Below are 13,194 nucleotides of genomic sequence, written 5' to 3' on the forward strand. Positions count from 1 at the left end.
GGTGCCGTTGGGGTGAATCTGAGCTCGATTACGTGAATTGTCAATTGATTTATCGCGATTAAAAACAACACTAATCACGTAATAATTCAGTGACAAATCCAGAATAAAAATATTTAAGTAGCTGTTTTAATTGGTTTAAATGCGTTTAGATATGTCTTTATGCTTTGAGGATAATTCAAAAAATTATTGTGCGATTATCGGAAAACATGCTGTTTTTTCGTAACGCTTTCAGCGCAATGGTGAGAACGGCGCCGGCAGGTAAACCGTGGAATGCATCTGCTTGAGCTGCGGCGCCGAATCTTCAGGTGGCCAGGCGCCGTCGACCACGGCGCGAGTACGTACTTCAAGGCGCTGCTCCAGCGAGCTGTAGGGCCAGATATGCAGATAACGCGGAATCTGCCCGCTGGTGGCATAGAACGCGGCGTATACCCGGGAATAATCCGTCCTGGTGCGACGCTCTATGGACTTGCACCAACCGCGCAACGTCGGTGCCAGCCCGCTGGGTACCAGGTTGTATTCGCGCAATTCGTAGAACGGGCCGTGAGCCCCGGGAGGCAGCGGCTCTACGAAGGCGAAGGCGCTGTAATCGTCCACCTGCTGGTCAAGCAGAAATTCGCCAATCGCAAACCCATCGGCCGCCAGTAGATACCGTTCGCGCTCGCGTTCGCGAGCGCCGCCATCGTCGAACCCGCGCAGGACCGCGATGCGATTCTGCTGGCCGATTTCCGACACCCAGCAGCCCATCAAATGCACGCCCTCGCCCGCTTCGCGCAAGCTCCGCTCCAGACGCGGCAAGGCTTGAGGCACGGTGCGAACACGCAGGGTAAAGGTCAACAATTCGAACAGTTTCAAGGCAATCTCCAGGGACTACGCGCACGGCGCGACCGCCCTTGTCGGGCAGTCGCGGGAGCGTGCAAAACGAGGGGGGGGGGGAAGTGAGCGCTATTGGCGAGGCACCGGTAACTCGGCGTCGCTGTTCCATGCCTCAACCGGGCGGCTGAACAGGTTTTCGGTCTGGAAGTGCGCCATGCGCCACTGCCCGTCTTCCTCGGCAAAGCGCACGTTCAGGCGCGCGGCGTTAAGGTGGGAGGCGCCGCTGGCGAAGGTGGACGTCTGCAACATTACCCAACTGCCGAGCACGGTATCGTCCTGCACCTCGATCAGCTCGCTGGTGAGGAAGTGCACGTTGAGGGCAAAGTGCGCCGGGGTTTTCATGTAACCAGCGAACATCGCGGTAATCGCTTCGCGTCCACGATAGCCACCGAAGCTGTGGGCGTACTTCGCGCCTTTGCCCTCCCACACGGCATCAAGGGTGAACAGACCGGCCAGTTCGAGGAGTGGCGTGCGTGCATCGAGCGCATCACACAGCACCATGTAGCGGTTCATGCAGGCACGGGCGCTGGCTTCGATTTCAAAACGGCGCAGGCGTCGCTCCAGGTCCGCTCGCGGGATGGTTGCGTTCATTTCAGACCTCTCCCCCGGCATGCAGACGCTCGAGCAGGCGGCCGGCAATGGCCAGCAGTTGCTCATCGGCACCCTTGGCCCCCACCAGTTGCAGGCCCACCGGAAGTCCTTCGGCGCTGGCCAGCGGAATGCTCAGCGCCGGGTGTCCCGACAGATTGAACGGGCGCACGAAGGCGGTCATTCCGAGCACTGCCTGGGTGTCAGTGGCCTCGGCCAGGGTCAAGGGGAAGTCAGGCATGGTCGGCAGTACCAGCACATCGACATGCTGCAAGGCGGCGTCGACTTCGGCCGTGAACTGCCTGCGCACCCGCTCGGCTTCGGCCAACGCGGCCGCCGTGGTATTGCCGGCGGCGGCCAGGCGCGCGGCAATGTCGGCGCCCACCTTGCCGGTTTCCAGCAAGTGACCGCAGGCATCGAACGTTTCGCGGTTGATTACCACCATGCCAGCGTCATAGGCCGCCTTGAGGCTGGGCAGTGTGAGACGTTCACCGGGTAGACGGATCACCGCGATGGCGGCATCGATCACTCGCTGTACGGCGGCGCCAGCCTGCACCGTCACGACACCCAGGCGCGGCGAGTCCGGCGCCGACACCGGCTTGAAGCTGGCGTCGATCACCTGCATGGCCGTGACCAGCATCGGCAGGCTCGCGGCAAACGGACCGACGCAGTCGAGGCTGCTGTGCGCCGGCATTACGCCACGGCGGCTGACCCGCCCGAACGTCGGCTTGAAGCCGAACACCCCACAGCAACACGCCGGTATGCGCACAGAGCCGCCGGTGTCGGTTCCCAGGGAAAAATCTGCCAGCCCGGCCGCCACGGCAGCTGCCGAGCCACTGGAGGAACCGCCCGGAATACGCCCGGGGAAACGCGGATTGGGCGCAGTGCCGGTCCAGTGATTGATGCCCGTGGTGCCAAACGCCAGTTCATGCAGGCTGGTCTTCCCCACCAGGCGACAGCCCTTCTCCAGCAGCGCCTGCACCACATCGGCGTGGACCGTGGCAGGTGCGGCATCCTCAAGGGCCTGGCTCGATGCACGGGTAGGCAGGCCAGCCAGATCAATTGTGTCCTTGACCATCACGGTCGGCCCATCGCCGCCAAGGAAAAGCTGTTCAATCACCAGGGTCATGTCGGGTTACCTTCACTGTGAAATGCGGAATGGGGGCGCCCGATGCGCCCTTTCCTTTTTTTCACACTCACCGAATATTACGTGAATTGTCAACTAAATTCCCCAGCACAAACAGGCTGATGCCCGGGCAAAAGCCGTGCCGAATTCACGAGAAAAGTCTATGATTGGCCGCCGCCCCCGACATGAGCAGACCATGAGCGCACCCAAAAAACACGCAGGCCGCTACGACCCCGGCAGTGAAGACTTTCACAAAGAGGATTTCCCGTTCTACTGGCTGGCCATGGTGCATGGTCGCTACAGCCAGTACATGGAAAAGGCACTGAAGAAAATCGGTCTGGATATCCCGCGCTGGCGGGTGTTGTTCATTCTCAAGGAGAACGGCCAATCGAGCATTTCCGAAATTTCCACCCACGCCATCGCCAAGCTCTCGACCATCACCAAGACGGTGTATCGCATGAAGGAAGACGGCCTGGTGGACACCGCGCCCTGCGAGGACGACGGCCGCGTGACGCAGGTGCGCATCACCGAACAAGGGCGCGAGGCGATTGAACGTATCCAGGTCGCCACGGGTGACCTGTTCAAGCGCAGTTTCACCGGTATGACCGAAGCGCAGATCCAGCGCCTGAACCGCATGCTCGAAATGGTGTTCGACAACCTCGGCGAACCCTAGGTCAGCGGCGGCCCAACCTGTCAGGCATAACCAATTTCCTGGCAGGCTCGAACAAGCAGCCACGCGTGCATCGGTTTTTAATGCAAGGGTCTTTCGAGCGCCCCCGGGCGCGACGAATCCTTCATTGGAGCGCCACCATGCACATTGCCCTGCTGCCCTCAGTCGTTGCCTTCCTGGGTCGCGACCATTCCAACTTCATCGATGGCGTCGCGCACACCAGCGCCTCCACCCAGCGCATCGGCGTGGTCGATCCCGGAACCGGCGAGACCGTCGCGCAGCTGCGTGACGCCCAGGCCGAGGATGTGAACCTGGCCGTCGACAGCGCCACCGCTGCCTTCAAGGGCGCCTGGGCGCAAGTCACCCCCTACCAGCGCGGCGTGCTGCTCAACCGTCTGGCAGATCTGATAGAAGCCAACGGCGAAGAACTGGCGCAATTGGAAACCCTGAGTTCCGGCAAATCGATCAACCTGTCGCGGCATATCGAAGTGGGCCAGAGCGCGGTGTTCCTGCGCTACTTCGCCGGCTGGGCGACCAAGATCGGCGGCCAGACAATGACCCCGTCGTTCCCTTCCATGGCGGGTGAGCAGTACAGCGCCTACACCCTGCGCGAGCCCGTGGGCGTGGTAGCGGCCATCGTGCCGTGGAACTTCTCGCTGATGATAGGCGTGTGGAAACTGGGCGCCGCGCTGACCACCGGCTGCACGGTGGTGCTCAAACCCAGCGAATACACACCGCTGTCCCTGTTGCGCCTGGCGGAACTGGCGATCGAGGCGGGAATTGCGCCGGGCGTGATCAACGTGGTCAACGGGCGCGGCCAGGTGGGCCAGCAGTTGATCGAACACCAGGCCGTGCGCAAGGTGTCGTTCACCGGTTCGGTGCCCACCGGCATCGCGGTGGGCAAGGCCGCCATGGCCGCCGACCTGACCCGCGTCACCCTGGAGCTGGGCGGCAAGAATGCCGCCGCGCTGCTGGCCGATGCCAATGTCGATGACGCCGTAGCGCGCTTCGTGCAATCGGCCTATGTGCACCAGGGCCAGGTGTGCGCGGCCCCCGAGCGTTTGTTCGTGCACCGTTCCATCGTCGAGCAGGTGACGCAGAAGATGGCGGCGATGTTGTCGCAGATGGTCATAGGCTCGCCTATGGATGAACATGCTCAGTTCGGCCCGCTGTCGAACAAGCCGCACTTCGACAAGATCCTCGGCTTTTTCGACCGTGCCCTGCAGAGCAACCAGGTGGTATGCGGTGCGCGTGCCGTGGACCGTGCCGGTTACTACGTGGAACCGACGCTGATCATCGCCAACGGCAAGGATGATCCGCTGCTGCATGAGGAAACCTTCGGCCCAGTGGTATGCGTGCTGGCGTTCGACGATGAAGAAGAACTGGTCACCTTGATGAACGACAGCCCGTTCGGCCTCACAGCCAGTATCTGGACCAACGACTTGTCCAGGGCCTTGCGCCTGATCCCGCGAATCGAGGCGGGTACGGTGTGGGTCAACATGCACACATTTGTCGACCCGAGCGTGCCGTTTGGCGGGATGAAGGCGTCTGGCATGGGGCGTGAATTCGGCAGTGCGTTTATCGACGACTACACCGAGCTGAAATCCGTGATCATCCGCTATTGACCACATCGGATCTGTGGCGAGGGAGCCTGCTCCCACGCCGCAACCAGGCTCAGTGCCCGCGGCGCCGATAGCTACTGGGTGTCAGCCCCGTCTGCTTCTTGAACGTCTTGGAAAAATGCGCCGAATCAGCAAAGCCCCAATAGCTGCCGATATCGGTGATCGAGCGCTGTGCGCAAACGGGATCGCGAAGGTCCTGCGCGGCCTTCAACAGCCGCTCACGCAGAATATAGCGGCAGACGCTGTCGCCACTCGCCTCAAACAACCTGTAGAGCTGGCGGCTGGAGATGCCCAGCTCTTCGGCCAGCGACGCCGGCGACAGCCGGGGTGAGTCAAGCCGCTGCTGGATGACGGATTGCACTTCATGCAGCTGCCACCCAGGCGAATGGTCGCTCGCACGGTACTCCAACACCGAGGCCAGCAAGGCAACCAGCGCCCTTGGCAGACCATCACCATCCTGCGGGCAAGACCATTGGGCCAGCTCACCCGCAGCGACCTGTCGTACCAGCGTGCCAAGCAGTTGGCCACACACCCCCGTGGTCGACAGCTTGCCGAAGCGGCTACGGTCCAGCCCCTTGAGCAACTCACACGGCAACGGGATCGACACATGGGCGAACAACCCCTTGGGGGTCATTTTCACCGCACCGGAAAAGTCCAGCAAAGCCAGGTCACCTGCGTGCAGTTCAAGCACCTTGTCGCCCAGCTCAATGACCATCGAGCCCTGCTGTTGCAACACAAGAAAACACCGGGCCGATGAGCTGCGCCCGCTTGAGCGAGCGGCCTTGGCAATCACACTGGCATTGCTGCGAATGTGGGCGACCGCCGTGGTGCCCACCAGCGTCTGTTGCATTTCCCCGATGAAAAGGCTCTGGCAATGGTCATAGCGCGTGTCGAAACGACCGCAGGTCGCGCGCACACATTCGTTCCAGGTCGACAACGCTTGACCACGCATGGGTGTTCCCCCTCTTCACTCGCTCACAACCCGGACATCACGGCGGTACCCGAAGCCCGCATGCGTTGGAACGCCCACTGGGCTCTCAACACCGCCGCGCCATAGATGACCAGCACCGCCACCGAACAGGCGCCCGAGAACACCAACACCGCCGAGTAGCCGAATGCCTCGATCAGAAACCCACCGATGGCTGGCCCGAACGCCGCCCCCAGGGACAGGCACAGCGCGCCCAGCGCGACAAGCTTGCCCGACAGGTCGAACTCAGCCATGACGCCGAAGGTATAAGCCAGCACGAAGCCGATCGAAAAGAGAAAGCAAATAACGCCTACGACGTAGGTCGTCAGGGAAGAAAACTGCGCCAGTGCCACCAGACCCAGTAACTCGGCGAGGATAATCACGGCCACCGGCATGAAGCGTCCCACCCTCAAGCCGATCGCCGAGGCGATGAAGCCGCCGCCGGCATTGATCAGAAAACCCAGCGCCAGCACCATGCCGATGGTGTCGGAGGCCAAGCCGGTCTTTTTGCCCATAAGCTCCAGGAACGCCCACACCGACATGATGCCGGTCAGGAAAACCAGGCTGGCCACCAGGCTCAACCATACGATGGTGCGACTCTCGGCGCTGGCAATCCGCACGGCGGTACCGGACGCTTCCAGGTGTCGCTCGCTACGGCGCGGCACCCAAGGCAGCGGCAGGATACCCATCACCACCATGGCAATGGCGATGGTGATCAGCATGCCTTCAAAGCCCCACACCGGCGCCACCGCCACGGGTAGCACGATGAGCAGGAAGGCGCCCGGCACGGTCTCGATACCTAGCTTGAAACCAAACGCTCGTTCAGGCTGCGAACTGTCACCGAAGATCGTCATCGCCAGGGCGTACAAGGCCCCGGTACCGGCGCCCGCCAGAGCCATGATCGCCAGCAGCGCTTCATAGGAAGGATCGCGCAGCACAAACACGAGCGCGCCCACCACCAGCGCCGACGACAGTGCCGATATGACTCGCCAACTGAGCCGGTGAATCCACAGCAGGGACGCCAGCCCGAATGCGCCAAACCCCAGGTTCATGGCCATGGCCAGGTTGCCCAGTTGGTGCTCGCCGAGCCCGAAACGCTCGGCAAACGCGCCAAACAGCACAGGTAGCACGTTCAATAACAAGGCACCTGCACCCGAAACCAAGCCTGCACACACATAGACGGAGGTTGTATCGATCGGATTTATTTTTGTAGTTTTCATTTGAATATCCTGGCTTTTTTAACTGCGGCTCACGTTTGCTTAACGACGGCCGTCACGGCAACCGCCCGGGCAGGCGTGCGAAGGGTCACGCAATAAGCGACCAACGAGCCCATCCCGCAACACCCCACCACCCAACACATCGGCCAGGCGCTGCCATCAGCCAAATGGCTGACCCACAGGCTGGCCAACGCCCCTGTGGCGAATTGCACCGAAACCCCCAGCGCCACGCTCGCACCGGCCTGGCGCGGAAACAGCATCATCAGGCTGGCCATGCAATTGGCGCCGATCAAACCGGTCACGCCCATGTACAGCACCATGCAACACACGATGCTCGTCAGCCCGCCCCATTCGGTATACCCGACCAGCATCAGCGCCAACCCTGCCCCGCTCACCAGCACCGCCCCCACGCCGAGCATGCGTTGCGGCCCAAAACGGCCCACCCAACGCGCGTTGATAAAGGTCACCAGGATGATGCCGAGGATGTTCAGGGCGAACAACGCGCTGAACACCCGTGGCGAGACACCGAAATACACGACGTACACAAAAGGCGAAGCAGTGATGAAGGCGAACATGCCGCCAAACCCCAGGGACATGCACAGGATCAGCGCCATCGCCCTGGGTTGCCGGGCGATGGTCAGGTAGGCCGCGAAGGCCGCCCCAACGGACGCCCCGCGATCCTGCGCCGGCAGACTTTCCTTCAGGGTCAGGGCCACCAGCAGCAGGCACAGGCTGGACAGGATGAACAAGGTGGCAAAGATCGTGCGCCAACCCTGGATCAACACCAGCCAAGTGCCGATCATCGGCGCGACCAGTGTCGCCATCATCGTCAGAACGTGCATCCACGACAGCACTTTGGCTGCCTCCGCCAGGCCTACCCTGTCCCGGGCGACGGCGCGCGCCAGCACCAGCGCACCCGCGCCGCCGAGCGCCTGGAAAAAGCGCCAGGCAATCAGTTGCTCGACGCTACCGGCAAACAGGCAACCCAGGGTCGCAGCCGCGTACAGCACCAGGCTGCCGAGCAGCAACGGGCGACGGCCGTAGCGGTCGGACAACGGACCGTAGCACAACATGCCCAGGCACAGCCCGGCGAGAAACGCGCTGATGGTGTGTTGCACCTGCGCGGTGCTGGTCGACAGGTCCTCGGCGATTTGCGGGAAGCTGGGCAGGTAAGTATCAATCGAAAATGGCCCGAAGGCCGTCAGGGATGAGAGCAGCACAATCAAGCGAGCCCGCGGTTTCATCGGCCGGGGATCGCGAGGCTGTCAAGAAATGCGGTGACCAGCCGGTTGAACGTCCCACCCTGGTCGTCATGCACATAGTGGCTGGCGTCCGCGACTTCGGCCGTGCGCACGTGCGCATTGCTGTCGCGCATGGCTTGCAGCGTCGCCGCCGGCAGAAAGTCCGAGCGCATACCGCGAATGAACAACGTCGGACAATCCAGGGCGCGTACCGCCGGCCACAGATCGGTAGGCTCAATGCTCAGGCGTGCCTCGGCGATGCCTTGTTGATCGTGGCGCCAGGTGATCGCACCCGCGCTGTCCTTCATCGAGTGCGCCAGCCGCGACGCCAGGCCCTGCGCCGACAAGCCAGGACGCGACGCCTGCCAGAACGCACGGGCGGCGTCCCAGTTGTCGAAACGCAACGGGGTCTGGTTCATCTCGCGGCGAATGCGCGCCGCACCGTCGCCCTGGCTGGAGGAACCTGGCCCGATGTCTTCGATGATCAGGCCAATCAAGCGCCCCGGGTGCTGCCGTGCGTATTCCAATGCGTTGGCGCCCCCCAGCGAGTGACCCAGCAACACGAACCGCTGCAAGCCGACATAGGCGACAAAGTCCTGCAAGTCTTCCACATAGGACTGCGTGTGATAACTGGCGGCCGGTGCCCAGTCACTCAGCCCGCGTCCGCGCTGGTCCAGGGCATAGATGCAATAGCCATCGCCCAGCGCTTCTACCAGCGACTCCCAGGTCTGGGCATAAGCACGCAAACCATGCAGCAGTACCAAGGGCACGCCGCCCGGCTTGCCCCAGCGTAGAAAATGCAGACGCAAGCCTGCGCGATTGGTGAAAAAAATGCTGTCTGGGGACATTGCCTGGCTCCGCCGCTCAGTAAAGGAGAAACACCGTTTTTCTGGGACTGTCGCGGTGCATGCGACCTAGAAACGATCAAACCGATAAGGGCTCGGGTCGATGATCGGGGTATGCCCACTGACCATATCGGCGGCCAAGTGGCCGGCCGCCGGCGAGGTACCGAAGCCATGCCCGGAGAAACCGGTGGCCACGGTCAGGCCCGGGATTTGCGCGACCGGCCCGATCACCGGGTTCGAATCCGGCGTCACATCGATCGTGCCCGCCCAGGCCTGAGCAATCCTGGCTTGTTCGAACACCGGCCAGGCCGCCTTGAGGTTGTTCATCGCGTCGTTATTGAGCCGCGGGTTGGCCGCCGGGTCCTGTACGCGCACGCGTTCGAAGGGGCTGACACTGTCGGCCGACCAACGTCGCGAAAGCGCCAGGTCATTGAAGAAATACTTGCCCAGTGACACGTTCAATACGCTGCGCTGCGCGCGAAATTGCGGCATATATTGCTTGGCCAGCAACAGGTGATCGAGGGTCAGGAAAGCATCCAGTTTGCCGCGCTGGGTAATGATGAAACCGCCGTCCTTGTGCTTGCGAAACGAAAAGTCCGGCGCGCCCACGGCAATCTCGGTGGGGCCCAGCATCGGATGGGTGCGCAACACTGAACAGGTCAAGGCCAGGGTCGGCAACGACACCCCGAGGTTGCCCAGGAATCGCCGCGACCACATGCCGCCAGCCAGTAACACCTGGTCGCAGCGGATCTCGCCTTTTTCAGTGACCACCCCGCTGACCTTGCCGGCGGACATCTGCAGCGTGCGCACCGCACACTGCTCGATGATCACCACGCCGAGGGCCATGGCGGCCTTGGCGATCGCGCTGCTGGCCAGGGTCGGTTCGGCGCGCGCGTCGGATGGTGTGTAGATGCCGCCGGCCCACTCACCCGCGCCGCCCGGCACTTTCTGTGCGATTTCGCGGTTGCTCAGCAACCGCGAATCCAGTGACAGGTGCTCGACCGATTTGAGCCAACTGTCATGCATCGCCATTTGCGCCTCGTTGCGGGCGACGAACATGATGCCTTCCTGGCGATAACCCACATCCGCACCGATGCGCTCGGGCATTTGCGCCCATAAGCGGTCAGCGGCCAGGGCCAGCGGAATATCGTGAGCGTGGCGACTGGTCTTGCGTACCCAGCCCAGGTTGCGTGAAGACTGCTCGCCGGCGATACGGCCTTTTTCCAGGACCACCACCGGGATATTGCGTTCGGCCAGTGTCAGTGCGGCAGTCAAGCCGATGATGCCGCCGCCGATGATGACGACGGCGGTCGTGGAGGGAAATTCGGTGGACGTATTCACGGGCGCAATAGTCGGGGCCATGATCAAGACTCGCAAAACTATAGAGGTCGACCGCGCGAGGGCGCGGCCGCAGGACGGGTTATTGCGACAGGCGAATCACTTCGACCTGGGCCTTGGAGGCGTTGCGATACGCCGTCACTTCCAGCTCCACCTTGTAAACCGTCGAACCCAACGGCGGGCAGGTGACGGTACTGGCCGGGTCGACACCACGGAATTTTTCGCCGATCAGGCCCATCACCGCCGGCACGTCCTTGGGGTCCTGGATAAATACCCGCGAGCACACCACATCGGCCAGGCTTGCATCGACGGCGGCCAGCGCGGTTTCAATGTTGGCGAACACCTGGTGCGTCTGCTCGAGGATGTCCTCCGGGATCAGTTTGGTCTGCGGGTTGCGCCCGGCGGTATTGGACACATAGATCCAGTTGTCCACCACTACCAGGCGCGAATAGCTGGCCTGGTCTTCAAAGGGTGAGCCGGTCTTGAGCTTGATGATTTTGGTCATGTCGTAAGTCTCGTCAGTGGGTTAAAGGATGGCTTAGCGCAGGACGGGGGTTTCCCACAGGTTGAGCTTCACGCCGATGCCTTTTTCCACGGCATTGCGATACACCACGGTGCCCCAGGCCACGTCTTCCACAGGCATGCCGCCCACCGACATGATGATGATCTCTTCATCGTTGCGACGGCCCTGGGCATCACCGGCGACGATCTTGCCGATGTCTTCGAGTTCTTCGGGCTGCATCGTGCCTTCGGCGATCATGTCCATGAACCGCACGCCGATCACCGGCACGCAGTGGTGCGCAGGCTTGGGCAATTCTTCGAACCAGGCTTCGTAGAGGCCGGTGTTGTCCAGCACCTTGCGCACGTCGGCGCGTTCCATCCCCTCGTCCAACGAGCAGGATGCCGGCATGGCCATGAAGCAACCCGGCTTGACCCACTCGCGCTTCACAATTGGGTAGTTTGAGGGGTCGCCTGTCTCACCGGAGCTACAATAAGTAACAAGGTCGGAACCACGGACCACTTCTTCGAGGCTGTCGACCACGGTGATCGTGGTCACCTGTGGGTAGGTGTCCTTCACCCAGCCAATAAAATCATTCAGGCTTTTCTCGCCACGGCCCTTGATCTTCAAGGTATCGATCTGCGGGCAAACGGCGATGAATGCGGCGAGCGTGGTCTTGCCCATCACGCCGGGGCCGAGCAGGCCGACCACCTTCGAGTCCTTGCGTGCCAAGTGGCGCGCGCCCACGCCGGGAATCGCGCCGGTGCGGTAGGCCGACAGCAGGTTGGCAGACATATGCGCCAACGGTGCGCCGGTGTCGGGATCGTTGAGGGTGAACATCAGGATCGAACGTGGCAGGCCTTTTTCGCGGTTGGCAATATTGGAGCCATACCATTTGACGCCTGCGGTGCAGAAGCTGCCGCCCAGGTAGGCCGGCATCGCCATCATGCGGCGGTCAGCGGTGGGCTTGGGCATGTTCGGGAAAGGCGAATCCTTCGGAAACACCACCATCGCGCCGTGAGAATCGTTGTTTGGCCCGGCCATGCGGTAGTCGCCGCTATAGAGCAGGCCGAACATCTCTTCCATGGTATTCACACAGGCAAGCATGTCGGTTACGCCCGCGCGAATCATGTCCTGCTCGGACAGATAGATGAAGTCAATTTTTGTGGTAGTGGACATTATTATTCTCGACTGAAGATGAAGTCGCTGCGGTAGGCGCTGCTCCCACGCTATCGAGGTCGAGTATCAGTGAGTGTTTCATGGCGGTATTGTAAATTTCGGACATCAAGGTTCGTCCCCGTCCGCAGAGTTGGCGCGATAAATGCGTGAATATTCCCGCATATACCACGCCAAGGTCCGGCCATGCCCAACCTGTGTTCACCATCGCTGCGGCAAACCGCTTACGAACAACCCTGGTTCGTACTCAACTCTTCACGGTATTCGGTAATGCCTTCCGAGCACCCGGCGATTTCGCATTTCTACGCCTTCGATGTCGCTCACTCAGCTGATCTGCTGGCGGTGCCGGACGGCTGCGTGGATATCGTTTTCGACTGTGACGCCACGCGCCCAAGTGTGAGGATTTGTGGTACCCCGCTGGAGGCTCAGCAGGTCGAACTGCTGCAGGGTCACCATTACTTCGGCGTGCGCTTTGCGCCGGGGGTTATCCCAGGTTTCATCAACGTCGTGGCCGAGGACCTGACCGAACAGGAATGGGATCTGCTGGAAGTATCGACGTTTGCCCAGCGCATTTTCGAAAGCATCGTCCAGGCCCCACAGCTGCAGGAGCAGATAAAGCTGTTCAGCGATTACCTGGCCCCGCGCCTAATCGGCCGAAGCTCGAAACTCACGACCATGGTCATCCAACAGGCGCTTGCACATCGCGGTGACCTGCGTATCCAGCAACTGGAAGAACTCAGCGGGTACACTAGCCGCACGATTCATCGCCAGTTCAGCCAGGACACCGGCCTGTCGCCCAAGACGTTCTGCCGGATCATTCGCTGCCAGGCGGCGCTGGAAACCCTGAACACCCGGCACGATGTGTCGTTTTCAGACCTGGCCCTGGACCTGGGCTTTTCCGATCAGTCGCATTTCCTGCGCGACTTCAAGAAGCTGGTCAGTACGACGCCCTGCGATTACCAGCGCCGAATGCTGCAGAGCGCCTACGCCGAGCGCATCCGCTTCGCCTGAGTGCCCTCCCGCCGTTCCCGC

General features: G+C 61.7%; 13 protein-coding genes. 3 read left to right on the top strand and 10 right to left on the bottom strand.

What is annotated here, in order from left to right; all coding sequences use genetic code 11:
* Positions 1–228: 228 nt before the first annotated feature.
* From FBY10_RS24990 to FBY10_RS25000, 3 genes are all read right to left on the bottom strand, one after another.
* The gene (locus FBY10_RS24990) at positions 229–852 is read right to left on the bottom strand and encodes an NIPSNAP family protein (RefSeq protein WP_099491981.1); all 624 of its coding nucleotides are present in this window, start codon (positions 850–852) and stop codon (positions 229–231) included.
* Positions 853–942: 90 nt separating this feature from the next.
* Positions 943–1,464 (bottom strand): nuclear transport factor 2 family protein, encoded by a 522-nt coding sequence (locus tag FBY10_RS24995; protein ID WP_099491980.1) that lies wholly within the window; start codon positions 1,462–1,464, stop codon positions 943–945.
* Between the two features lies 1 nt (position 1,465).
* Positions 1,466–2,590: an amidase gene (locus tag FBY10_RS25000; protein WP_145338144.1), complete on the bottom strand. Its 1,125-nt coding sequence runs from the start codon at positions 2,588–2,590 to the stop codon at positions 1,466–1,468.
* Positions 2,591–2,783: 193 nt separating this feature from the next.
* Here FBY10_RS25000 and FBY10_RS25005 point away from each other — a divergent pair, with 193 nt between their 5' ends.
* Both FBY10_RS25005 and FBY10_RS25010 read left to right on the top strand, forming a co-directional pair.
* A complete protein-coding gene (locus tag FBY10_RS25005; RefSeq protein WP_145338145.1) occupies positions 2,784–3,260 on the top strand; it encodes a MarR family winged helix-turn-helix transcriptional regulator in 477 nt (158 codons plus the stop codon).
* A gap of 137 nt (positions 3,261–3,397) precedes the next feature.
* Positions 3,398–4,882: an aldehyde dehydrogenase family protein gene (locus FBY10_RS25010; protein ID WP_099491978.1), complete on the top strand. Its 1,485-nt coding sequence runs from the start codon at positions 3,398–3,400 to the stop codon at positions 4,880–4,882.
* Positions 4,883–4,931: 49 nt separating this feature from the next.
* Here the strand turns inward: FBY10_RS25010 and feaR are convergent, their stop codons facing one another.
* From feaR to FBY10_RS25045, 7 genes are all read right to left on the bottom strand, one after another.
* On the bottom strand, positions 4,932–5,831 hold the full coding sequence (feaR, locus tag FBY10_RS25015) for a transcriptional regulator FeaR (RefSeq protein ID WP_145338146.1): 900 nt from the start codon (positions 5,829–5,831) through the stop codon (positions 4,932–4,934).
* 23 nt (positions 5,832–5,854) lie between these two features.
* A complete protein-coding gene (locus FBY10_RS25020; protein ID WP_256663586.1) occupies positions 5,855–6,976 on the bottom strand; it encodes an MFS transporter in 1,122 nt (373 codons plus the stop codon).
* A 119-nt stretch (positions 6,977–7,095) separates the two neighbouring features.
* Complete coding sequence (locus FBY10_RS25025; RefSeq protein ID WP_145338148.1) at positions 7,096–8,307, bottom strand: Bcr/CflA family multidrug efflux MFS transporter; 1,212 nt, start codon at positions 8,305–8,307, stop codon at positions 7,096–7,098.
* A complete protein-coding gene (locus FBY10_RS25030; protein WP_145338149.1) occupies positions 8,304–9,152 on the bottom strand; it encodes an alpha/beta fold hydrolase in 849 nt (282 codons plus the stop codon). The genes FBY10_RS25025 and FBY10_RS25030 overlap by 4 nt, the downstream gene beginning before the upstream one ends.
* Positions 9,153–9,218: 66 nt before the next feature.
* The gene (locus FBY10_RS25035; RefSeq protein WP_145338150.1) at positions 9,219–10,511 is read right to left on the bottom strand and encodes an FAD-binding oxidoreductase; all 1,293 of its coding nucleotides are present in this window, start codon (positions 10,509–10,511) and stop codon (positions 9,219–9,221) included.
* A gap of 58 nt (positions 10,512–10,569) precedes the next feature.
* On the bottom strand, positions 10,570–10,992 hold the full coding sequence (locus FBY10_RS25040) for a RidA family protein (protein WP_017846980.1): 423 nt from the start codon (positions 10,990–10,992) through the stop codon (positions 10,570–10,572).
* Positions 10,993–11,025: 33 nt separating this feature from the next.
* Positions 11,026–12,165 carry a tyramine oxidase subunit B gene (locus tag FBY10_RS25045; RefSeq protein ID WP_099491972.1) on the bottom strand — a complete coding sequence of 380 codons (1,140 nt, stop codon included), beginning with the start codon at positions 12,163–12,165 and terminating at the stop codon, positions 11,026–11,028.
* Positions 12,166–12,348: 183 nt separating this feature from the next.
* On the opposite strand from FBY10_RS25045, the gene FBY10_RS25050 reads away from it, so the two are divergent.
* Positions 12,349–13,173 (top strand): helix-turn-helix domain-containing protein, encoded by an 825-nt coding sequence (locus FBY10_RS25050; protein WP_065930128.1) that lies wholly within the window; start codon positions 12,349–12,351, stop codon positions 13,171–13,173.
* Positions 13,174–13,194 lie beyond the last annotated feature (21 nt).

The organism is Pseudomonas sp. SJZ103, from assembly GCF_007828335.1.
Classification (GTDB): Bacteria; Pseudomonadota; Gammaproteobacteria; order Pseudomonadales; family Pseudomonadaceae; genus Aquipseudomonas.

Coding starts and splice junctions, on each gene's coding strand:
- feaR (WP_145338146.1), bottom strand. CDS start 5,831: ATGCGTGGTCAAGCGTTGTCGACCTGGAACGAATGTGTGCGCGCGACC.
- FBY10_RS25025 (WP_145338148.1), bottom strand. CDS start 8,307: ATGAAACCGCGGGCTCGCTTGATTGTGCTGCTCTCATCCCTGACGGCC.
- FBY10_RS25000 (WP_145338144.1), bottom strand. CDS start 2,590: ATGACCCTGGTGATTGAACAGCTTTTCCTTGGCGGCGATGGGCCGACC.
- FBY10_RS25045 (WP_099491972.1), bottom strand. CDS start 12,165: ATGTCCACTACCACAAAAATTGACTTCATCTATCTGTCCGAGCAGGAC.
- FBY10_RS25030 (WP_145338149.1), bottom strand. CDS start 9,152: ATGTCCCCAGACAGCATTTTTTTCACCAATCGCGCAGGCTTGCGTCTG.
- FBY10_RS25010 (WP_099491978.1), top strand. CDS start 3,398: ATGCACATTGCCCTGCTGCCCTCAGTCGTTGCCTTCCTGGGTCGCGAC.
- FBY10_RS25005 (WP_145338145.1), top strand. CDS start 2,784: ATGAGCGCACCCAAAAAACACGCAGGCCGCTACGACCCCGGCAGTGAA.
- FBY10_RS25050 (WP_065930128.1), top strand. CDS start 12,349: ATGCCCAACCTGTGTTCACCATCGCTGCGGCAAACCGCTTACGAACAA.
- FBY10_RS25035 (WP_145338150.1), bottom strand. CDS start 10,511: ATGGCCCCGACTATTGCGCCCGTGAATACGTCCACCGAATTTCCCTCC.
- FBY10_RS24995 (WP_099491980.1), bottom strand. CDS start 1,464: ATGAACGCAACCATCCCGCGAGCGGACCTGGAGCGACGCCTGCGCCGT.
- FBY10_RS25040 (WP_017846980.1), bottom strand. CDS start 10,992: ATGACCAAAATCATCAAGCTCAAGACCGGCTCACCCTTTGAAGACCAG.